The organism is Litchfieldia salsa (genome assembly GCF_900104555.1).
Taxonomy (GTDB): Bacteria; Bacillota; Bacilli; order Bacillales; family Bacillaceae_L; genus Litchfieldia; species Litchfieldia salsa.
On sequence record NZ_FNJU01000005.1, the window covers coordinates 49,649 to 69,979 of the forward strand.

A 20,331-nucleotide genomic window follows, 5' to 3' on the forward strand; every position below is an offset into this window, starting at 1 on the left:
CTTCAGACAAGAGTAGTGATTTCATATTCAACTGAGTCTGAACTTGGCTCGGCTTCAGACAAGAGTAGTGACTTCGTATTCAATAGAGTCCGAACCTGGATCGGCTTCAGACAAGAATAGTGATTTCAAATGAAAGAGAGTCCGAACCTGGATCGATTTCAGACTGGAGTAGTGGTAGGTTCACTTATCTACATAATTGTTTAAAACAGAGCCAAACGCTAAAAAAAGAACCCAATTTACTCGAGTCCCTTTTTATCATAGCTGTTTATCCTTATGTATATTTATTTAATCAAAATCGAAATACCAGTCACCAGCAGGCCAATATCGAATATCGACTTTTCCTACGATCTGATTCTTTTTTATCAAACCAAAGTGACGGCTATCCCAACTACCTAGACGGTTATCACCTAATACAAAATACGATTCTTCTGGAACAATCGTTTCACCAGTCACCTCTTCAAGTGTAAAGTCACCCGTTAAATTCCCACCAACTAGCTTTAATTTATAGCTGTTGAGGAAAGGTTCATTTATATCTTTTCCATTTATATAAAGGGTATCATCTTTATATTCTAGCTCATCTCCTGGCAAGCCAATTATTCTTTTCACATAATCATCTGTATTTCCTTGAAAAACAATAATATCAAAGCGCTCGACATCACCAAAACGGACTCCAAGCTTGTTAACAATTAATAAGTTACCGTCTTGAAGTGTTGGCATCATTGACTCACCTTCAACTTCATATTTAGTGAAAGCACAAGATTGGAGAAAAACCACTGTAAAAATCCCTAAAATTATGATAAGTAATAGACGTTTTTTTGTTCCAGTGGCACTTTGTTTCATACTTTAGTCCCCCAAACTATTATAAAAATATTCTAACAATAAATAAGAATGTTGCCAACTTTTTGTTCTTATTCGCTTGTTTCTTTTGAGGGGTTGTGTGTGAAACGCTTCTCAAGCTGCTTTCCTACAAACCAAAGCAGTGCAATGATTAATGCGGCAATCGCTGTACGTATTGGTTGTTGAAATAATGCTGTAACATCATAACCAATAAAACTAACCATAAATACCATGACAAGTTTTCCGCATAATACTGCTAACACAAACTGACTTGTCTTAATTTTCGAAAGCCCTGCTACTACATTTATCACAGATGATGGTGTGAATGGAAAACAAAGAATTAAAAACAGTGGGCCAAAGCCATGTCGTTCAATCCACTCCAATAATTTCTTAACTTTTTTATGTCGACTTACGAATGAGAAAAAGCGTTTTTGTCCATATTTTCGAACAAGAAAAAAGACAAGTAATGCACCAACGCACGTTCCAATCCAAGAATAGATAAATCCTAACCATAATCCAAAAGCAGCGGCATTTGCCATAACAAATACAACCAAAGGAAGTATAGGTAAAAATGCTTCTAACATCGGTAGCAATATTCCTGGTAAAGGACCAAAGGACCGATATTGTCCCAATAATTCAAGAATGTTTTCAAGTGTAAACCATTCCCTAAATGTTTCAAACTCCATGAATAATCTCCTCAGTATAAAACAACATTTTTTTGATACAAAGAAATAGGCTTTATATATCTTTTACCACTTCTATTCTATTTTACACTTTTTAAGCATCTTTTTAAAATGGACAAACAAAAAAACCTTGCAGAAAAATGCAAGGCTTAAATCTTATCCTAAATATTCAACAAACCAATCCTTAATATGGTTTAAGCGATCAATGCGAAGCTTTGGGTTTCCGCTTCTTGATAGTTCATGGTTAGCACCAGGAAAGCGGACAAACTTTGTTGGTTTCTTTTGCTTCTTAAGAGCAATAAACAATTGTTCAGCTTGCTCAATTGGACAGCGATAATCTTTTTCTCCATGAAGAATGAGTAAGGGCGTTTCTATATTTTCTACATATCGAAGTGGTGAATGCTTCCATAGTTTTTCTGCGTCTGTAACTAAATCGCCCTTGACTTCCCATCCGGAGAAGAAATAACCGATATCACTAACCCCATAAAAGCTCAGCCAATTCGAGATTGACCGCTGGGTGACAGCTGCTTTAAATTTATTTGTATGACCAACAATCCAGTTTGTCATAAACCCACCATAACTACCACCAGTTATACCGAGTCTTGATTTATCAACAAAATTCAAGTGAGTTTCTGCATATTCTGCCGCAGCCATCACATCTAAATAATCCCTTCCGCCATAGTCACCACGAACTGCATCAACGAACTCCTGACCATAACCATGACTTCCCCTTGGATTAGTAAATACAACAGCATATCCTTTTGCCGTTAAGACCTGAAACTCATGAAAATATGTATTTGCATACATCGCATGTGGACCACCATGGACTTCCAGAATAGTTGGATATAGTTTCCCTTCTTCAAAGAAAACTGGTTTCATCACCCATCCATGAATATCCCATCCGTCTGGTGCCTTAAAGGTAATAGGTTCGGCTGAAGAAAGCTCAATGTTTGCAAGGAAATGATCATTACTATATGTTAGTTGTTTCAATTCACCTGTGCTTAAGTCAATAAGATATAAATCGCCAGGATGTGTTGGTGTACTGATCCCAACGACTGCCTTATGATTCTTGGAATCTACCGACAAAGTATATATATGTTGATTTTCTAATAGTGAAGGATACATTTCACCTTCTATTGATCCATAGTAGACTCCTGTATTTCCATGATCGCTCATGACAAAATAAAATCCTTTGCTATCATCTGTCCAGATAATTCCGGGATTGCTGTTCCCTGAATGGAAATCACCAATGGCTACATCCCCAATTTGAACATCCCAATTTGCAGTTAGACATCTTAACTCCTTATTTAGCACATCGTAAATCCAAATTTTTGAAAGAGTTGCACTATCATATTCTTTTTCATGTCCAATCATAGCAATAAAGGTACCATCTGGTGACCAAGTAACTTCTCCAAAGACCCCATTACTATTGGTTAGCTTATTTACACTCTTATCCGCAATAGACAAAATGTATACATCTGATACCAAGTTAAAATCAGGTTCATCTGTCAAGTCAGCTGAAAATGTAATTTGGGTTCCATCTGGTGACCAGCATCCAGGTGTATAATCAAAATCGCCTTCAGTTAGTTGGGTAAGTTGCATAGTCTTTACGTTAATCAATGCTAAATGTTGACGTTTATCATCCAGGAAACCAACCGAGTCTGATTTATAACGAATTCGTTCCACAACCATAGGTTCAAGTGCTTTCTTCTCATCTTTCTTTTGATTATTTATATCTGTAATTTGTTGATTAGGAGCTAATGAAGTCGTAAATAATATAGTCGAACTATCGTGAGACCATATTGGATTTCTTGCTCCATTCTTGCAATTTGTTAATTGCCTTGCTTCTCCACCCTCAGCACTTAACAAATAAATCTGCGATTTTCCAGATCTAGTTGAAACAAAGGAAATATACTTTCCATCAGGAGACCATTTCGGAGAAGTGTCTCTAACATCACCATACGTCCATTGAACTGGTTCTCCACCGATTACATGTCCTACAAAAATATGTGATACGTATTCGTGCTTGTCCTTATCAATTTTCGTTTCAACAAAAGCATATTTACTACCGTCAGGTGACAGGTCTACTTCACCAACTGATTTTAGTTCCATTAGATCCTCTGCTACGATTCCTCTTTTTTGTGTCAAATTGACCCCACCTTTAATAAGAGAATTTAATATAGATGAATAAAGATTTATGTAAGTCTAAAACACTTCGATAGTAGAAATATTTTACTGCTCACATTATAAACTAATTGCATCTTTTTTAAAATTCTTTTATTATATATACAAACACACGTTCTATTTTGGAGGAGCGAAAAATGACTAGAATAACAGAGGAACAACGTTTTATTTTCGAGCAATCTCTCTTTTTACCAATGGTTTTAACAGTTCTGAATCGTGATTTAGAAGTTTTTAATACAGCACCTTTCAAGCTTAAAAAGCCCTATGTATCCTTAATTGACCAAACCATGAAAAAAATCCAAAAAGATCTTTATCAAGTCAAATTACGAATGAAAGAAGGAAAGATGAAAGCCATCGAACTTGAACGTGATGAAGCTTTTACACTGTTTTTATTTGTGATAAATGGATGGGAAGAAAAACACAATTACTTTAATCCTCGGATTCGAAGTGAAGTTTCACAACTACTTGAGAAGTACCTTAGTGGTTCTACACAAACTAATTGATGAAACTAGCATTAATTATCAAAATCGAGCCCATAATTATTAAGATTAAACATATCTTCTGAAACGATTTCTTCGCGTTTCTTTGGAGTACTACTAAAGAAATTCAGACCCCGTCTTTTACTTTCAGTACGACTGGCAATAATGGTTCTTAACTGTGCTGTATGAAAGAACTGATTTTCAAAAGAGCCTTTGGAAATATCTAAAATGATGGATTTGTTATTTTGAAAGATGACCTTCGTTGTACCGTTCCCTGAGCCGGAATGGTTTATAATATGAGAGTGTGATAACCAAGCGCAATCAACACTTGAGGGTGATATAGTTGGAAAGAGGAAAATTTGATGGGAAGGTTCGACAATAATAGGCGGCTTATGGGTAATACCCATTAATTCGCGTGTTCCTTCCTTTCTACCTTTGTAACTACTTCCGAAGTATTTGCAGCTTCGATCTACGATTTCCATTGGCTTCATCTTAACTAAAAATTCATCGTCCATTTCAATGATAATCGAATAAGTTTTTCTTCCATATGGAACAGGTAGGATCGCCATCGTGTATGGGTTCACTTCATACTCGTTAATACATTTTTTTAAATTGTCCAAATCATTTTCTTTTGTCATTAATGCTTCACTCCCTATATAGGTATTTCTACTTACAAACAGTAACATTTTTTTACAAAAATATCTATATTTTCACAAATATTTCAAATTCTTCATATCTAAGAATTAGTTTGCTCAAGCTATAATCATAAAAAAAACATTTTCAAGGATTACACCTTGAAAATGTTTAGTCATACTTATTGATTATCAAACACTTGATGAATTTCTTTTTCTGCTAAGTATGAATTTGCTTCTTCAATTGTTACATGTTCGTCCACAGAGTCACCCGCATAAACAGACTCTGATAAAAATGGATTATTTGTATCTAAATCTGTCGTCATTCCAAACATTGGGTTCAATGGTGTAGAACTTGGAATTTCAGCATTTGTCTTTGGGTCTTTTGACATTAGAAAACACCTCCATTACTAGCATGGATTACATTGTTTTAAATGATACAGTTAATTTCTTAACTCCCCGGAAAATGTGAACAAATACGATCTCTGCTCCATTTAGTCAAATCGGAACGACTTTTGAGATATGTAGTATTTGGCCATTAAAAAGGCTGTTTTCGTAAACTTTGTTATTTAACTTAGATATGTTGATTTGCACTTCAGGTGTGTGCTTTCCGCGGGGCAGGTGATGAGCCTCCTCGTCGCTATGCTCCTGCGGGGTCTCATCCTCCCAGCAAATCCCGCAGGAGTCACACACCTTACGTTCCAATCAACTAACTCCACCTAATAAGTTATCACCTAATAGCAACAATCTCTTAGAAAACAGCCATTAATAAATCAGGTTAATGAATTCCTCTTTTTTTACATTTCCAAAATAATGCTCAATTTCAACATTATTTAGAGCAGCTTCAATATCCTGTTTATTATAGCGAGTACCTGTTAGTATCTGTTCAATTTCCGAGACATCACCTACACCAAAGAAGTCACCATAGATTTTACAATGATCAATGACTCCTTTTTGCACCTGTAGTCTTATATCTATATTCCCAATCGGAAAGCGATGTGAGTGCTGAAAATTAAAAGAAGGTGATTTCCCATAATTCCAATCCCAATTTTGATAATGCTGTTTAGAGATTTCATCAATTCTCTCCCAATCTTCATCTGTGAGTTCATAGGTTTGAATAGGATCCGCTTCATCAAAGATATAGCGTAATAGAAGCTCTCTAAATTCTTCGATCGTCATGTCACGGTCAATAAATTCCTTGATATTAGCTACTCGACTACGAATTGACTTAATTCCTTTAGATTCAATTTTTTCCTTCTTCACATTGAGTGCAGCAACGACATGATCAATTTCTGAAGCAAACATTACGGTTCCATGACTAAACATTCTTCCTTTTGTAGAAAATTGAGCATTTCCTGAAATTTTTCTACCATCTACCAAGATATCATTCCGGCCACTTAATTCAGCTTCCACCCCTATTGCTTTCAACGCTTTAATAACCGGTTCTGTGAACTTGCGAAAATTATGGAAGCTCTCACCATCATCCTTTGTAATGAAACTAAAATTCAAATTACCAAGATCATGGTAAACAGCTCCACCACCAGAAAGTCTTCGAACAACATGGATATTGTTTTCTTCCACATATGATGTATTAATTTCTTCAATCGTATTTTGATTTTTACCGATGATAATTGATGGTTCATTTACGTAAAAAAGCAAATAAGTTTCATTGATGTCTAAGTTTTTAACTGCATATTCTTCAATCGCTAAATTGACTCTAGGATCTGTTATGCCTTGATTATTTATAAATAACACATTCATCATCCTTCTATATAAATTTATGGTGATATCTCTATATTTAATTTTATCTTTTTTTTTTCAATTCTCAAAGCATCAAACTAACATACGTTGCATATTATTTAAGTACTCCCTTAAAGGGTATTTTCTAAAAAGTCAAAAAATTCAGTTGATTAGCAGCCGTATTAATCTTATAATAAAAAATAAGCCATCAGGGGTGATCTTTCTTGAAAAATGAAAAGTCGTACACCGAAATGATGAAGGCGCGCAGTCGAATGAAGAAGACAGAAAAAGAAGTAAGAATCGTAGACATTTATATTCAAATGATTATTGATGAAGCATTATTTAAGAGGAAGAAACATGTTCTAGAAGAGAAAATTAATGAAGCAATTGACTCTGGAAACCAACCTTTATTTTATGAACTTGCAAATGAATATAGCAATTTACTCACATCTGCTTCTTAAGGAAGGCAAATGAGCCAAACATACTGTTTGGCTTTTCTCATCTATATTCTATACAATCCTCGGTTAAACCCATCAATCTTTTACAACTCATGTTTCAAATTTAGGTTTTGCAAAATACTATAATAAGGAGTTTGATTTAATGAATCTTAAAAACCTTCCAACCATCCTATTCTTTTTTGGACTATTAGCCCTCGCAATTGCAACGTTAAACTTTATTCCATTAACACAGGACCTATTTTACTTACTATCCTTCTTAGGAACAGGTTGTTGGATTATTAGCGTCCGACTTTATCATGCAATAAAAAAGTATGAAGCACGAAAACAACAAATCATTGAATAAGTCTTTTTAAAAGGCTCTTTTCAATGATTTGTTGCTATTAGACTAGGTAAGGTTGATCTGCACTCCAGGTATGTGCTTTCCGCGGGGCAGGTGATGAGCCTCCTCGTTCCTGCGGGGTCTCATCCTGCCTGCGCATCCCGCAGGAGTCACATACCTTCCGTTCCAATCAACGAGCTACCAAATTAAATAAGTCTTAAAACAACAATCTTTTAGAAAAGAGCCTTTTAGAAATAGAAAAAGAGATTCCCATTGAAAAGATCATTTTCCATGGAAATATCTTATATTTAGATATAATTACTTGTCAGAGATACTTCTTAACCTCTTCTAATGTTGGTAGTGCTGTCATCGCTCCTTTTGTTGAAGCAGTTAATCCACCTGACACACTAGCAAATGACACCATTTTCTCTACTTCACTAAGGGTTAACTCTTTTATATTTTTATCCGTTTCATTAAGTTGATACAGAATACCTGACACGAAGGCATCACCTGCACCCGTTGTATCCACTGCATTCACTTTCATTGCAGGAATCTGTTTTAGTTCCTTATTTACAAATGCAAAGCTTCCTTCACTTCCAAGAGTAACGAAAACCAAAGGAATTTGATAGGCATCTAGCTTTTGTAACCCTGCCTCTATATCCTCTTCACCCGTTATAAATGTCAATTCTTCTTCTGAAATTTTAATTACATCTGCATATTCTAACATCGAAATAATTGTTTCTCTTGCAACCTCTTCATTTTCCCATAAACCAAGACGTAGATTAGGATCATATGAACAAATGAGACCTTTTTCTTTTGCGAGTTTTACTGCTTTTTTCGTTGCACTTCGAACAGGCTCTGAAATAAGGGAGATTGAACCAAAGTGAAGAATTTTGTTTTCGTCAAAAAGCAACTCATCTATATCATCTTCATTTAAGTATTGATCCGCACTTTTATCAATGAAAAAGCTGAAGCTTCGATCACCTGTTTCGTCATTTGTGACGAACACCAATCCTGTTTTTGACTCATTCGTTTGTTTCATTGCTTCAACATTTACACCATGACCCTTTAACGTTTCAATTAAGAATGTACCCAGTACATCATGTCCAACTTTACCTAGAAAGGTGGATCGTGCTCCAAGCTTAGCTACACCTACTGCTACATTTGCTGGAGCACCACCAGGACTTTTTTGATAATTTATATTTTGTGGATCTAATGGGATAAAGTCAATCAAAGCCTCGCCCAATGAAATAATTCCATTCATGTATAAACCACTCCTAGATTGTAATAAGGATAGTTTAACATAATCAACTTGCCCTTAACTATATTTACTTCTGCTCTTCTTGATCATACGTTTCAAGATAGGTAATTCTCTCTAGCATGGTCGGATGACCATATCTTAATAATTTGACTAGATAAGGAGGATTCACCTGACTTAGCCCCGCTTTAGTCAGCTCTTGGAACGTGCGAATGGCTGCATCTTGTTCATGTGTCAGCTCCATTGCATACGTATCAGCAGCCCTCTCTTGATGACGTGAAACAGCATTTTCTACTGGGGAAGCAGTGAAACTCAAAACCGATACAAGCAATAGAAAAAGTGGAAGCATTGAGAGATCACTTATTTTATCAATTTTAAATAAACGCCCCCAACGATTAACTATATATGTTAACAATTTATGAATGATAAATAATCCGATCAAGGTCATTAATAGATAACCTGCAATTCCGACATAGATGTGCTTCATTACATAATGTCCCATCTCATGTGCCATGATGAATAATATTTCTTCATCATTTAATCGCTCTAATGTTGTATCCCATAAAACAATTCGTGAATTTGATCCGATACCTGTGACATAAGCATTTAAGGCATTCGTTTTCTCAGACATATTTACTTCATATACATGTTCAGCAGGAATCTCCGCCTTTGATGCAAGTGCAAGAATTTTTGTCTCAAGCTCTTTATCTTTTAAAGGATAAAAATCATTATATAGTGGATCTATAACCACTGGCTGGAAAAACATTAAGAACAACGAAAAAGGCACAGAGCAAAGCCATGCATAAAACCACCAACGTTTCCCGGATTTACGAATTAACATAAATAGCACTGAAACAATAAGGAACATGATCGCATAATCAACCCAAAAGCCAATCACAAGGTCCTTCATCCAGCCTGAAAAAGCCTGTGTAGTAATCTGATAATTTTTTGATAAGGTATACGATATCCATTTCAATGGATAGGATAATGCTTCTACTAAAAGACTCAAATAGAATAGGTATATGGCTGTTTGGACAAGTGATAGCTTGCTTATTGCCTTTGACCATGTACTAAACTTCATCGAAAATCCTAATACCAAAATAAAAAAGTAAAGTAGCCAATCATATGGAAGGTTAACAAAGAAAAGTAAATTTCTTATTTTTGAATATTCCTCACTAAGCATTAACTCTTTTGCATTTAAAAATGTAGCTGGATCGGCAGCTGTTCCTTTCAAGGCACTTGGTATACTTGTATCAGCTCCATAAAATAAATACCAGAACATAGCTAGTACATACACTAAATAGATGAGTAATGACCAACCAATTATTTTTTTCATATGATGTGTCCCTCCTATTGTACAATCCCTATCATTATTTTAATAAACAATGTGGACACTTAGAACCTGTCTTTTATTTTATATCATAGTCAATGTTGTATTTAGGGATACCTAATTCTTATGAGGTTGATGAAGGACTTTATTTTGATTATGTAGTTGAAAATGTCTTTCATGAGCTCGGTGAAAGACTTTATTTTGATTATATAGATGAAAATGTCTTTCATGAGCTCGATGAAGGACATTATGTTGATCATATAGTTGAAAATGTCTTTCATGAGCTCGATGAAAGACTTTATTTTGATTATATAGTTGAAAATGTCTTTCATGTGGTCGATGAAGGACTTTATGTTGATCATATAGTTGAAAATGTCTTTCATGAGGTTGATGAAGGACTTTATGCTGATTACATAGTTGAAAATGTCTTTCATGAGGGTGATGAAAGACATTTTCCGCCTAGTTTATTCCATTTTGTCCTTCATGAACATACTTCCGAGAAGTAGGGCCCATCACATCCTCGACGACAAATACAATACAAAGTGGTTTAAAAGAAATAAGAATATACACTTAAGCCAAGAATTGCACTTAAAACAACTAAAATAACGTTCACACCCATGTATGCGACTGCAAAAGCAACTGCAGCACCAATTATTCCAAACCAAATATCTTCATTTATTGTGAATATTCCTGGAATGATTAACGCACCCAATGTGGCATAAGGAACATTCTTTAATACACCTTGCAAAAATGCAGGCAACTTCATCCCACTTAACGCAACAAAAGGCAGCATTCTAGGTATATATGTAACAATACCCATCCCAATAATCATCCACATAATATTACTAGACATGGCGCTTACCTTCTTTTCTTAAGAATTGTGTACAATACTCAACAAGTACAGCAGAAATTAAAGTTGAAATAACGATTGCCCAACCAACAGACATAATCAATACTAAAAGAGAATTTAAGATTGCAGCAAAGGCCGCTAATATGACTACTTTCTTCTGTTTTTTCATTGATGGTACTAATAATCCAACAAACATCGCATATAGTGCTACTGACATTGCTTCTTGAAGAGTAGATGGTAGACTTGCCCCAATTACATGACCAACACCAGAAAAAACAACCCAACTGGAATACGAAATGGAAATCACTCCAAACATATAACCGGTCGTTACTGTTCCTTCTTTTACTGAGGAGACAGAAAACGTTTCATCTGTTACCCCAAAAGCGTATAATGCCTTTTTAAATGGATGATCATTCTCAACTTTCTCGTTTAAGCTGGCACTCATTAAAAAATGCCTGATATTTAAGATAAATGTTGCTAAAATAATCTCAAACACTCCAGTGCCTACAGCTAGTAAACTTAAAGATATATACTGTGATGCTCCAGCAAATACAATAAGACTCATTAACACTGTTTCTGAAACAGTTAAACCCGTCGATTTCGCTAATAATCCAAATGTAAGAGCAATTGGCATATAACCAAGCGCAATTGCAATACCTGCTTGTATCCCTTGACGAAAGTCTGATGTTGTTTTCAATACTAAAGTAGTTGACATTTTCTTTCCCCTTTTACTAATACTTCTTGGCTGTTTTCGTATGATTGTTGCTATCAAAACCGCAGGATGAATACACTCCGCGTCCGGCGGGTGACCAGTGAGCCTCCTCGTCACTAATGCTCCTGTGGGGTCTCACTTTGGCCACTGGTCCCGCAGGAGTCTACGTGTATTCATCCTGCTTATAACTATCATTTCAATGTATACGTCTTAAACAACAAACTTTGAGAAAACAGCCTACTTCTTTAAAGAATTTTAATGACTTTCGAATCCTTTGTAAACTATATTTACTCCGATTATTATGCTTATTAACTTTTTAAAATAGAAAAAAGCCTGAAAGCCATGTCTATCAATCTAACATGGTTACAGGCATCCTATTAAACAATTATCCAAGAATCGCTCGATCGTTATTTAGCTTTTCACCGCGAATTCGTTGGAACTCAGTTAATAACTGTTCAATTGTCAAGTGCTGCTTTTCTTCTTCATTCGCTTCAAAGATAATTTGACCTTTATCCATCATAATAAGACGGTTTCCTAAATCAAGAGCTTGCTGCATATTATGTGTAACCATCAATGTTGTTAGCTGGTGACGTTCAACAATTTCCTTTGTTAAATTTGTGATTAACTCAGCTCTTGACGGATCTAGTGCTGCAGTATGCTCATCTAATAAGAGAATTTTCGGTTCTGTAAAAGTAGCCATTAACAAGGAAAGAGCTTGCCTTTCTCCACCAGATAGTAAACCTACTTTCGCATTCAAACGATTTTCTAAACCTAAATGTAATGTTTCTAACTGCTCTTTAAAGAAGTTTTTCCGTTTCTTTGTAACACCAAGGTTTAAAGTTCTAGGTTTTGTCCGAGAATAGGCGATCGCTAAGTTCTCTTCAATCGTCATCGTTGGTGCAGTACCTGCCATTGGATCTTGAAATACACGGCCAACAAGTCTTGCTCGTTTATGTTCAGGAAGTGTTGTTACATCATTTCCATCAATTAACACATTCCCAATATCAGGAACAATGCGACCAGCAATCGTGTTCATTACCGTTGATTTTCCTGCTCCATTACTACCTATCACAGTCACAAAATCTCCAGGTTTTAGAGCAAGAGTAAGGTGATTTAAGGCAATCTTCTCATCGAGGGTTCCTTCATTAAACACTTTGAATACTTGATTTAGATGTAACACCTAGTTCCCCTCCTTAACCATCGTCATTGCGGCTGCTCTTTCTTTAATCCGAATATTTTTACGCTTCTTCTCTTTTTGTCGATCAATGAATTTAGGGAGTACTAACGCTGCAATAACAATTAATGCCGTAATTAACTTTACATCCCCTGTTTCAAGGAAGTCGACACGTAAGGCAATCGTTACAACGATTCGATATATGATCGCTCCACCAATTACAGCAAGAGTTGTTCTTGCAAGTGTCTTTGTACCAAAGATTGCTTCTCCGATAATGACCGAAGCAAGACCAATGATAATCATCCCCATACCCATTCCAATATCACTGAATCCGTTATATTGGGCAATTAACCCACCTGAAAATGCTACTAATGCATTAGAGATTCCAAGGCCAAGGATTGTTAGATGGTCTGTATTTGCAGAAAAACTACGAATCATATTTTTATTATCGCCTGTAGCTCTTAATGCAAGCCCAACTTCCGTTTTTAAGAAACGATCCATAATCAACTTAATCCCTACTGTCACAATGAGCATAAAGAACAATATTGCCCATGTCTTAGGAATAAAACCAGTAAGACCAAGACTTGATAAAACAGACGTTATTCCTTCATCTAAACCTAGTCCTTTCCAGAAATCTGATAAACTAGTAATGACTGTTGATTCACGTAATAGTGGAATATTAGATCGATCCATAATTCTTAAATTGATTGAGTATAAAGCAATCATCATTAATATTCCTGACAATAGTGCATTGATTTTTCCTTTTGTATGCAAAACCCCTGTTATACATCCAGCTAAAAATCCTGCAACTAGTGATGCAAGTGTTGCGATAAAAGGGTTAACCCCGTTAATAATTAATACAGCTGAAACAGCAGCTCCTGTAACAAAGCTTCCGTCAACCGTTAAATCTGGAAAATCCAAAATACGAAATGACAAATATACACCTAACGCCATGATTGCGTATATAATTCCTGCTTCTACCGATCCAAATATTGCTGTTGGCATATCTTCCGACCCTTTCTTTTATTAAATAATCATCTCTAAAGTTGTAAAATGAATGAAGGGTCAGATCCACACCACGACTATCATAATTTATGATAATGGATGGGATCAGACCCTTTAGAATCATTTTCTAATCTATTATTCGTTTACGTATTCTGCCACTTCATCCCACTCAGGCTTAAGTGTAATTCCCATGTCTTCTGCAGCCTGCTTGTTGATTTGTAGTTTTAACTTCTGTGGATATTGAACAGGAAGTTCTGCAGCAGTCTTCTCACCAAGAAGAATTTGCGCTGCCATTTCACCTGCTTCATAACCAATATCAAAATAGTCAAAGCCGTATGCAGCAAAACCACCACGTACTACAGAATCTAGTTCCCCTACAAACAATGGAATATCCTCATCACTTGCTACTTGAATAACAGATTCAAGTGCAGATACAACTGTGTTATCTGTAATAATATATAGAACATCGGCTTTCCCAATTAATGCTTCAGTCGCTTGTTTTACTTCAGCAGGAGTTGAAACAGAGACTAATTCCGTTGTAATTCCTGTACCCTCAAGCGCCTTTTCAACAAGTTCAACCTGGGCAACAGAATTCTGTTCTCCTGAATTATAGACCATCCCTAATTTCTTTGCTTCTGGAAAATGTTCAGCAATAAACTTAACCGTATTTGGAATCGCATCAGGATGAGTATCTGTTGTTCCAGTAATATTCGGACCCGGCTTATCCATCGCTTCAACTAATTCTGCACCTACAGGATCTGTAACAGAAGTAAAGACGATTGGAATATCAGCTGTTGCATTTAATGCACTTAACGCACTTGGTGTTGAGTTTGCGAAAATTAGATCGACCCCATCGCCAACAAAGTTATTGGCAATCGTTTGGTTATTGTTAGGGTCACCTTGTGCATTTTGAGGATCGTAATCTACTTTTAATCCCTTATCTTCAAGTGCTTTTTGGAAACCGTCTACTGCAGCGTCCAATGATGGATGCTCAGCAATTTGAGTGATTCCTACTTTATATGTTTTTTGAGTATCTTCACTACTTCCAGTTTCTTCTGTTGAGCTATCTGCTCCACATCCTGCTAACAATAGCGTACTAGCTAATGTGCCAACTAATAATGACTTCCAACCTTTTTTTACCATTATTTTTATCCCCCTGTATGCACTCACGCACTTTTTTGCTTTTATGCTTTTATGTAGTAAATTATACAGAAAAATAAGTAAACATCAAGAGTTATTTTAAATTTTTCATATATTAAGATAATTTAAATGTCTAATGTTAGCTGAAGTCATCTGAAAGTAATAGATTTAAAGAAAAGTTTGTAAAACAAATAGACTGTACCATAAGTAACCCACTACTTACGATACAGTCATTAAAAATCTATACACCAATTTGCTTTTTTAATGCTCGACGAAGGATCTTTCCAGTTGTGTTCTTGGGTAACTCCTCAAGGAAGAAAATATTACTTGGAATTTTATATTTAGCTAAATGATCCTGGCAGTATTCAAGTATATCTTCTTCTGTTAACGTTAAATCCTTTTTTACAATATAGCAGTGCACAGCTTCTCCTAAATCTGGATCTGGTACACCTACAACAGCTGCTTCCACAATTCCAGTATGATTGTACAATACCTCTTCAACCTCTCGTGGGTACACATTATATCCACCAACGATAATCATATCCTTTTTTCGGTCAACAATATAAAAATACCCTTCATCATCCATTCTTGCTAGATCACCAGTATATAACCACCCATCTATTAATGTATGTTCTGTATCCTCAGGCATTTTATAATAACCCTTCATTACATTAGGTCCCCGTACAATTAATTCCCCAACCTCACCGACAGAAACCTCGACCCCCAGTGGATTGACAATCTTATTCTCAACATTATTAATACTCGTACCGATTGAACCAGGTTTTCTAGGACGATCTAGTGGATTAAAGCAAGTAACAGGAGATGCTTCAGACAAACCATACCCCTCTGAAATCCGCACATTGAACTTTTGTTCAAAATGATTCAACAATGCTACAGGCATAGATGCCCCACCAGAAATACAAAGTCGAAAGCTATTTAAATCCTCTGGTTCCCCTTCTGGGTATTGCAATAAAAAGTTATACATCGTCGGCACTCCTGCAAATACAGTCGCACGATGTTTCTTTGCAATCTCAAATACCTCGGCTGGGCTAAATTGTGGCATGATTATCATCGTTGCTCCACTCATTAGCGGTGCATTTAAAGCAACCGTTAAGCAAAACACATGAAACATCGGTAAAGTGGTAATGATACGATCATCTTCATTCATCGCTAAATATTCGGCCGTATCCTTCGCATTACTGTATAAATTCTTATGTGTTAACATTGCGCCTTTGGGTTTGCCTGTCGTTCCTGAGGTATATAAAATAACCGCTATATCATCTTCCTGCACATCTGTGTCTTCTTTAAAGGATGGAGAAGGTTGCTCTAGTAATCTTGTAAAGGATTTTAATTTTGGATAAATGGATAGACTTGTAACATCTAAGGCAGCTTGAGCACCTTTTGGTGTTTCACATGCAATAACATGTTCAACCATAGCAATCTGTTGTTCCATCTTTTCGAGTAATGGAATAAGTAAATCAAGTGCGATCACTGCTTTTACATCACCATTGTTAATGATGTAGCCAATTTCATCAGGGGTATAAATCGGATTAATTGGGATAACGGTTGCTCCAAGCCTAAGAGCACCATATAAGCTTATTAAAAAATGTGGTGAATTGCCTAATAATAAAGCAACATGATCCCCTCTTGAAACCCCTAATTGATTTAATCCACTTGCAAATTTAGTAACTGCAGAATCGAATTCAGCATATGACGTTGGTCTATCATTAAAAATATAGGCTGGTTTTTCATGATACCTCTGAGCACTTACCCCTAACTGTTTAGATAGATTCAAATTCTTTTCCCTCCCCTTAATATGAATGACTATTCATTCATAAAACACACAAAAAGTTCCTCCAATAACCTTGTTTCTTCTTTCGGTTTGCAAACGCTTACTTATTTTACTAAAAAAATAGCTACCTATATAGCTATCATTCAAACTAACTTTATTATATCTGATTCAATTATGAACTATCAAGCAATGTTCATAAAATCTACACAAAAATTTCGACTACTAACAGTTAAGGTTCAAATATAAAGCCTTGCCTCGCTAAAAATAGATTTCCATTGAAAATAGATGCTGCTTCGTGTTGAAGAATTTCATGATTCCCATAATGAGGTAAATGAGTTAATAGTAGATTCTTTACCTTAGCTTCTTCTGCAATTTTACCTGCTTCAATACTATTCATGTGACCCATCTCCGCACCTTCTTGATCACCATATAAATTGCATTCACATATTAATAAGTCAGCATTTACTGAAAAAGGGATAAATCCTTCGACATAACTTGAATCACCTGTAAACACAATTGTATGTTCTCCAGCAACAATTCTCATGGCATAACAAATAGCAGGGTGTTTTGTTTTCATGAAGGTAATTGCAAATGGACCGATATGAAGAACTTGTTCTGGTATATACGCTTCAGAGCTTGTTATATTTTTATAGGTTAATTTTGAAAAAGCTACAAGATCTTCTTCATGACCATAGATGGGTAAGTTATTTGAACTCTTATTTAAATAGTTTGAAATGAGTCTTGCATATTGTAATGGTCCAATGTCAGCAATATGGTCATGATGATAATGTGAAATGATGACCGCATCTAATTCAGAAATCTCTATATAGTTTTGCAACTGTGCTAGTACACCACTTCCACAGTCCACTAATAACCGGAATCCTTCATGTTCGAACAGATACCCTGATGTTGCCTCATTTACACCTGGATACCCACCCCAATAACCTACAACCGTTACTTTCATTCCACAAATACCACCTTCAACCAATGAATTTATCTTTAGTATTCTTCCCTCTATAATAGAAAGTTAATCTTATTTATAGGACAGATTAATTATTTTGAAATTGTTACAAAACAGACATTGACACTTTCGCGTCTGTTATAATACAATGAAGCTAAGAAAAGAAATGGAGGGTTTAAAAATGTTAGTAAAAAGTACAGAATTTTTCAAGAATCTTCCGGCTAAAAAATGTATGAAATGCAATACAGAAATTGCAGAACAACATGAATGTTATGGGAACACATGTGATCACTGCTTGAAAATTAAGTAACTAAGAAAATAGTTAAGTCCTTCATCAGTATGAGTCAATTGGTTCATACTGATAAAGGACTTTTTTGTTTTCCGCTTAGCCTTGAGCTTGTAAATCTCCTTCAACTAGCTGTACATTGTTCTGACTAACCGTAGATTCTCTTATAACTAGCTCAACTGTAAGGATATGATCTTGTCTTAAATGAAATTTCTTACTATGTAACCTATCCACTAAGGTCGCTAAAGCAATTGAAGCCATTTGTTGTATAGGTTGGTGAACCGTTGAAATTGTTGGTTGCATTAGCTCTGCAATTGCTTGATTATCAAATCCAATGACAGCTAAATCCTCTGGTATTCTCCATCCATATCTTCTTGCTTCAGATATAATTCCGGCAGCAACCTCGTCACCACTACTAAAGATCGCTGAAGGTTTATCCTTCATTTCTCTTATTCTATGAAATACTTCTTTCCCATCTTGGATACTAGCAGCATCTCTAAAAGCAAAATTTTCATCAAAGGTTAAGTCAGCCTCTTTAAGCGCTTTCAAGAAACCAACTTCTCTCTTCTTTGCGACTTTACTTTGCAGACTCCTACATGAAAATGCAATTCTCTGATGTCCCTGATCTACTAAATGCTTTGCAGCAATGTAACCACCATACTCTTGATTAACATGAATGACTGGCACAGTAGCATTTTCGTCTTCTTCATTACATAAAATAATGGGCCCATACTGCAAATACCCTTCAATTAGCTCCCAATCATTTTGAATAGAAGCCATTATGACCCCATCAACCTGTTTTGTTTTTAATAAGTTAAGATACGTTAATTCCTTCTTTTTAGAATACCTTGTTTGACAAACAATTAATTGATACCCCTTGTCAGATGCTTCAATCTCCATCGATTCAATTAATTGACTAAAAAAAGGATTCGTAATTCTAGGTATTAACACAGCTAACATTCCTGTTTTCTGATTACGTAAGCTTCTGGCAGCAGAGTTCGGAACATATCCTAATTGATTCATAGCACTAATCACTAATTGTTTTTTTTCAATGGATACATATGGGTGATTATTGATCACCCTTGAAACAGTTGTCCTTGACAAACCTGCTAACCTTGCAACATCCTCAATTGTCGACATTTTCTATCTCCTTAATTGTAATCGTTTTCATTAAAGTATATGATGAATAGTTAATTTAATCAATCACATAATTCTATTTTTCACAAGAATAGGGACTTAAGTCTAGTAAACTATTTTGAGAAACACCTCGCATTTCCTATATAATTCATTAAAAATTCTTAAATTTATAGTTGTGGAAAAGGAACTTTTATTATAATAGATATGATCTTTAAAAAAGTGAAAGGTTGGAGAAAATGCCATATAAATCTCGATCTAAATCAACTGAATTACTTATTCTAGAATACTTAAACAGACGAATGCGACTATCTGACCAAGAAAAAACAAACTATTACAGCATTAGCAAAGGATTCGAAGGAGAGTTAAGATTTGATTCAATGACTGATACTCTTCAGTGTGAATGCTTAATCCTAAATGATTTACTATTGAAATTGAATAACACTTTATTCCAAATTGACTCATTGATTATTACACCTGAAGCTATATACTGTTTCGAAGTAAAAAATTATGAAGGTGATTATGTTTACGAAAGCGATCGATTCTATAAAAAGTCTAAATCTGAAATTACTAATCCACTCACCCAATTGAATCGAAGCGAATCTTTGTTTCGTCAGTTACTTCAGGGGTTGGACATAAATTTTCCAATTCATGCCTTCGTCGTCTTTATTAACTCCGAATTCACCTTGTACCAAACACCACTTAACAAGCCTCTTATCTTCTCAACTCAGATTAATAGATTCCTAAAAAATCTAAGTACTAAAACTACAAACTTAACGACTAAACAAAGGAATTTAGCTGATAAACTAATCTCTCTGCACATTACTGACTCCCCATTTAAACAATTGCCTTCTTATAATTATGAGGAACTCCGTAAAGGAATAACTTGTTTTAAATGCTCTTCATTTTCAATTTCCGTCTCTGGCATGAATTGTTATTGTGAAGATTGTGGTCAAATTGAACTCGTTTCATCATCCGTAATGCGAAGTGTGAAAGAATTTAAGCTATTGTTTCCTAATCAAAAGGTTACCACTAGTCTTATACATGAGTGGTGCCAGGTTGTTCAGTCAAAAAAGAGGATAATGAGAATTTTAGAAAAGAATTTTGAAAAAGTTGGTACTCATCAATGGTCTTACTATAAATGAAGCACTTTTTCAGGCTCCCCTGAAGAATCTTTCATAGCCTTCATGAAAGACTTTTTTCAACGATCTCACCAGATTTTGTCTTTCATTAACTCGATGAAAGACTTTCTTCAACGATTTCACCAGATTTTGTCTTTCATAAGCTTCATGAAAGACTTTTTGCAACGACCTCAACAGATTTTGTCTTTCATAAGCTCGATGAAAGACTTTTTTCA

At 35.4% G+C, this 20,331-nt stretch carries 22 protein-coding genes; 6 read left to right on the forward strand and 16 right to left on the reverse strand.

Translation table 11 applies throughout. The features are described 5' to 3' along the window. Positions 1–285 precede the first annotated feature (285 nt). The 3 genes from lepB to BLQ56_RS11675 all read right to left on the reverse strand — a co-directional run bounded on the left by lepB (position 286) and on the right by BLQ56_RS11675 (position 3,668). Positions 286–840, reverse strand: coding sequence for a signal peptidase I (gene lepB, locus BLQ56_RS11665; RefSeq protein ID WP_090854151.1), 555 nt, complete (start codon positions 838–840; stop codon positions 286–288). A 68-nt stretch (positions 841–908) separates the two neighbouring features. Continuing rightward, positions 909–1,523, reverse strand: a complete 615-nt coding sequence (locus BLQ56_RS11670; RefSeq protein ID WP_090854154.1) for a TVP38/TMEM64 family protein — start codon at positions 1,521–1,523, stop codon at positions 909–911. A 153-nt stretch (positions 1,524–1,676) separates the two neighbouring features. Beyond that, positions 1,677–3,668 (reverse strand): S9 family peptidase, encoded by a 1,992-nt coding sequence (locus tag BLQ56_RS11675; RefSeq protein WP_090854157.1) that lies wholly within the window; start codon positions 3,666–3,668, stop codon positions 1,677–1,679. A 173-nt stretch (positions 3,669–3,841) separates the two neighbouring features. Here BLQ56_RS11675 and BLQ56_RS11680 point away from each other — a divergent pair, with 173 nt between their 5' ends. Beyond that, positions 3,842–4,207: a YhjD family protein gene (locus BLQ56_RS11680; protein WP_090854160.1), complete on the forward strand. Its 366-nt coding sequence runs from the start codon at positions 3,842–3,844 to the stop codon at positions 4,205–4,207. Positions 4,208–4,218: 11 nt separating this feature from the next. Here BLQ56_RS11680 and BLQ56_RS11685 read toward each other — a convergent pair whose 3' ends face one another. The 3 genes from BLQ56_RS11685 to BLQ56_RS11700 all read right to left on the reverse strand — a co-directional run bounded on the left by BLQ56_RS11685 (position 4,219) and on the right by BLQ56_RS11700 (position 6,570). Further along, entirely contained in the window at positions 4,219–4,821 is a 603-nt protein-coding gene (locus BLQ56_RS11685) for a competence protein ComK (protein WP_090854163.1), read from the reverse strand. A 176-nt stretch (positions 4,822–4,997) separates the two neighbouring features. After that, complete coding sequence (locus BLQ56_RS11690; RefSeq protein ID WP_090854168.1) at positions 4,998–5,207, reverse strand: hypothetical protein; 210 nt, start codon at positions 5,205–5,207, stop codon at positions 4,998–5,000. A gap of 373 nt (positions 5,208–5,580) precedes the next feature. Beyond that, on the reverse strand, positions 5,581–6,570 hold the full coding sequence (locus BLQ56_RS11700) for a lipoate--protein ligase (protein ID WP_090854173.1): 990 nt from the start codon (positions 6,568–6,570) through the stop codon (positions 5,581–5,583). 209 nt (positions 6,571–6,779) lie between these two features. On the opposite strand from BLQ56_RS11700, the gene BLQ56_RS11705 reads away from it, so the two are divergent. Together BLQ56_RS11705 and BLQ56_RS11710 are read left to right on the forward strand one after the other, a co-directional pair. Beyond that, positions 6,780–7,016 (forward strand): IDEAL domain-containing protein, encoded by a 237-nt coding sequence (locus BLQ56_RS11705; protein ID WP_090854175.1) that lies wholly within the window; start codon positions 6,780–6,782, stop codon positions 7,014–7,016. A gap of 139 nt (positions 7,017–7,155) precedes the next feature. Then, positions 7,156–7,356, forward strand: a complete 201-nt coding sequence (locus BLQ56_RS11710; protein ID WP_090854178.1) for a hypothetical protein — start codon at positions 7,156–7,158, stop codon at positions 7,354–7,356. Positions 7,357–7,657: 301 nt separating this feature from the next. On the opposite strand, the gene BLQ56_RS11715 is transcribed toward BLQ56_RS11710, so the two are convergent. Together BLQ56_RS11715 and BLQ56_RS11720 are read right to left on the reverse strand one after the other, a co-directional pair. Beyond that, positions 7,658–8,596, reverse strand: a complete 939-nt coding sequence (locus BLQ56_RS11715; RefSeq protein WP_090854181.1) for an aminoimidazole riboside kinase — start codon at positions 8,594–8,596, stop codon at positions 7,658–7,660. Positions 8,597–8,660: 64 nt separating this feature from the next. Beyond that, positions 8,661–9,926, reverse strand: a complete 1,266-nt coding sequence (locus BLQ56_RS11720) for a M48 family metallopeptidase (protein WP_090854184.1) — start codon at positions 9,924–9,926, stop codon at positions 8,661–8,663. Positions 9,927–10,018: 92 nt separating this feature from the next. Between BLQ56_RS11720 and BLQ56_RS11725 the strand changes: the two genes are divergently transcribed. After that, positions 10,019–10,426 carry a hypothetical protein gene (locus BLQ56_RS11725; protein WP_090854187.1) on the forward strand — a complete coding sequence of 136 codons (408 nt, stop codon included), beginning with the start codon at positions 10,019–10,021 and terminating at the stop codon, positions 10,424–10,426. Positions 10,427–10,467: 41 nt separating this feature from the next. Here BLQ56_RS11725 and BLQ56_RS11730 read toward each other — a convergent pair whose 3' ends face one another. The 7 genes from BLQ56_RS11730 to BLQ56_RS11760 all read right to left on the reverse strand — a co-directional run bounded on the left by BLQ56_RS11730 (position 10,468) and on the right by BLQ56_RS11760 (position 17,557). Beyond that, positions 10,468–10,773 carry an AzlD domain-containing protein gene (locus tag BLQ56_RS11730; RefSeq protein ID WP_090854190.1) on the reverse strand — a complete coding sequence of 102 codons (306 nt, stop codon included), beginning with the start codon at positions 10,771–10,773 and terminating at the stop codon, positions 10,468–10,470. Beyond that, positions 10,766–11,485 carry an AzlC family ABC transporter permease gene (locus BLQ56_RS11735; protein WP_090854192.1) on the reverse strand — a complete coding sequence of 240 codons (720 nt, stop codon included), beginning with the start codon at positions 11,483–11,485 and terminating at the stop codon, positions 10,766–10,768. The genes BLQ56_RS11730 and BLQ56_RS11735 overlap by 8 nt, the downstream gene beginning before the upstream one ends. 382 nt (positions 11,486–11,867) lie before the next feature. After that, complete coding sequence (locus BLQ56_RS11740; RefSeq protein ID WP_090854195.1) at positions 11,868–12,662, reverse strand: ABC transporter ATP-binding protein; 795 nt, start codon at positions 12,660–12,662, stop codon at positions 11,868–11,870. Further along, positions 12,663–13,661: an ABC transporter permease gene (locus tag BLQ56_RS11745; protein WP_090854197.1), complete on the reverse strand. Its 999-nt coding sequence runs from the start codon at positions 13,659–13,661 to the stop codon at positions 12,663–12,665. 135 nt (positions 13,662–13,796) lie between these two features. Next, a complete protein-coding gene (locus BLQ56_RS11750) occupies positions 13,797–14,804 on the reverse strand; it encodes an ABC transporter substrate-binding protein (RefSeq protein ID WP_090854200.1) in 1,008 nt (335 codons plus the stop codon). A gap of 238 nt (positions 14,805–15,042) precedes the next feature. Continuing rightward, on the reverse strand, positions 15,043–16,596 hold the full coding sequence (locus tag BLQ56_RS11755) for a fatty acid--CoA ligase family protein (RefSeq protein WP_090854202.1): 1,554 nt from the start codon (positions 16,594–16,596) through the stop codon (positions 15,043–15,045). A 226-nt stretch (positions 16,597–16,822) separates the two neighbouring features. After that, on the reverse strand, positions 16,823–17,557 hold the full coding sequence (locus BLQ56_RS11760) for an MBL fold metallo-hydrolase (protein WP_090854205.1): 735 nt from the start codon (positions 17,555–17,557) through the stop codon (positions 16,823–16,825). Between the two features lie 178 nt (positions 17,558–17,735). Between BLQ56_RS11760 and yhfH the strand changes: the two genes are divergently transcribed. Next, positions 17,736–17,864, forward strand: coding sequence for a protein YhfH (gene yhfH / locus BLQ56_RS11765; protein ID WP_090854208.1), 129 nt, complete (start codon positions 17,736–17,738; stop codon positions 17,862–17,864). 75 nt (positions 17,865–17,939) lie between these two features. On the opposite strand, the gene BLQ56_RS11770 is transcribed toward yhfH, so the two are convergent. Further along, the gene (locus BLQ56_RS11770) at positions 17,940–18,980 is read right to left on the reverse strand and encodes a LacI family DNA-binding transcriptional regulator (protein ID WP_090854211.1); all 1,041 of its coding nucleotides are present in this window, start codon (positions 18,978–18,980) and stop codon (positions 17,940–17,942) included. Positions 18,981–19,213: 233 nt separating this feature from the next. On the opposite strand from BLQ56_RS11770, the gene BLQ56_RS11775 reads away from it, so the two are divergent. Beyond that, positions 19,214–20,119: a nuclease-related domain-containing protein gene (locus BLQ56_RS11775; RefSeq protein WP_090854214.1), complete on the forward strand. Its 906-nt coding sequence runs from the start codon at positions 19,214–19,216 to the stop codon at positions 20,117–20,119. Positions 20,120–20,331 lie beyond the last annotated feature (212 nt).

Coding starts and splice junctions, on each gene's coding strand:
- lepB (WP_090854151.1), bottom strand. CDS start 840: ATGAAACAAAGTGCCACTGGAACAAAAAAACGTCTATTACTTATCATA.
- BLQ56_RS11670 (WP_090854154.1), bottom strand. CDS start 1,523: ATGGAGTTTGAAACATTTAGGGAATGGTTTACACTTGAAAACATTCTT.
- BLQ56_RS11680 (WP_090854160.1), top strand. CDS start 3,842: ATGACTAGAATAACAGAGGAACAACGTTTTATTTTCGAGCAATCTCTC.
- BLQ56_RS11685 (WP_090854163.1), bottom strand. CDS start 4,821: ATGACAAAAGAAAATGATTTGGACAATTTAAAAAAATGTATTAACGAG.
- BLQ56_RS11690 (WP_090854168.1), bottom strand. CDS start 5,207: ATGTCAAAAGACCCAAAGACAAATGCTGAAATTCCAAGTTCTACACCA.
- BLQ56_RS11710 (WP_090854178.1), top strand. CDS start 7,156: ATGAATCTTAAAAACCTTCCAACCATCCTATTCTTTTTTGGACTATTA.
- BLQ56_RS11715 (WP_090854181.1), bottom strand. CDS start 8,596: ATGAATGGAATTATTTCATTGGGCGAGGCTTTGATTGACTTTATCCCA.
- BLQ56_RS11720 (WP_090854184.1), bottom strand. CDS start 9,926: ATGAAAAAAATAATTGGTTGGTCATTACTCATCTATTTAGTGTATGTA.
- BLQ56_RS11725 (WP_090854187.1), top strand. CDS start 10,019: ATGTTGTATTTAGGGATACCTAATTCTTATGAGGTTGATGAAGGACTT.
- BLQ56_RS11730 (WP_090854190.1), bottom strand. CDS start 10,773: ATGTCTAGTAATATTATGTGGATGATTATTGGGATGGGTATTGTTACA.
- BLQ56_RS11735 (WP_090854192.1), bottom strand. CDS start 11,485: ATGTCAACTACTTTAGTATTGAAAACAACATCAGACTTTCGTCAAGGG.
- BLQ56_RS11745 (WP_090854197.1), bottom strand. CDS start 13,661: ATGCCAACAGCAATATTTGGATCGGTAGAAGCAGGAATTATATACGCA.
- BLQ56_RS11750 (WP_090854200.1), bottom strand. CDS start 14,804: ATGGTAAAAAAAGGTTGGAAGTCATTATTAGTTGGCACATTAGCTAGT.
- BLQ56_RS11760 (WP_090854205.1), bottom strand. CDS start 17,557: ATGAAAGTAACGGTTGTAGGTTATTGGGGTGGGTATCCAGGTGTAAAT.
- yhfH (WP_090854208.1), top strand. CDS start 17,736: ATGTTAGTAAAAAGTACAGAATTTTTCAAGAATCTTCCGGCTAAAAAA.
- BLQ56_RS11770 (WP_090854211.1), bottom strand. CDS start 18,980: ATGTCGACAATTGAGGATGTTGCAAGGTTAGCAGGTTTGTCAAGGACA.
- BLQ56_RS11775 (WP_090854214.1), top strand. CDS start 19,214: ATGCCATATAAATCTCGATCTAAATCAACTGAATTACTTATTCTAGAA.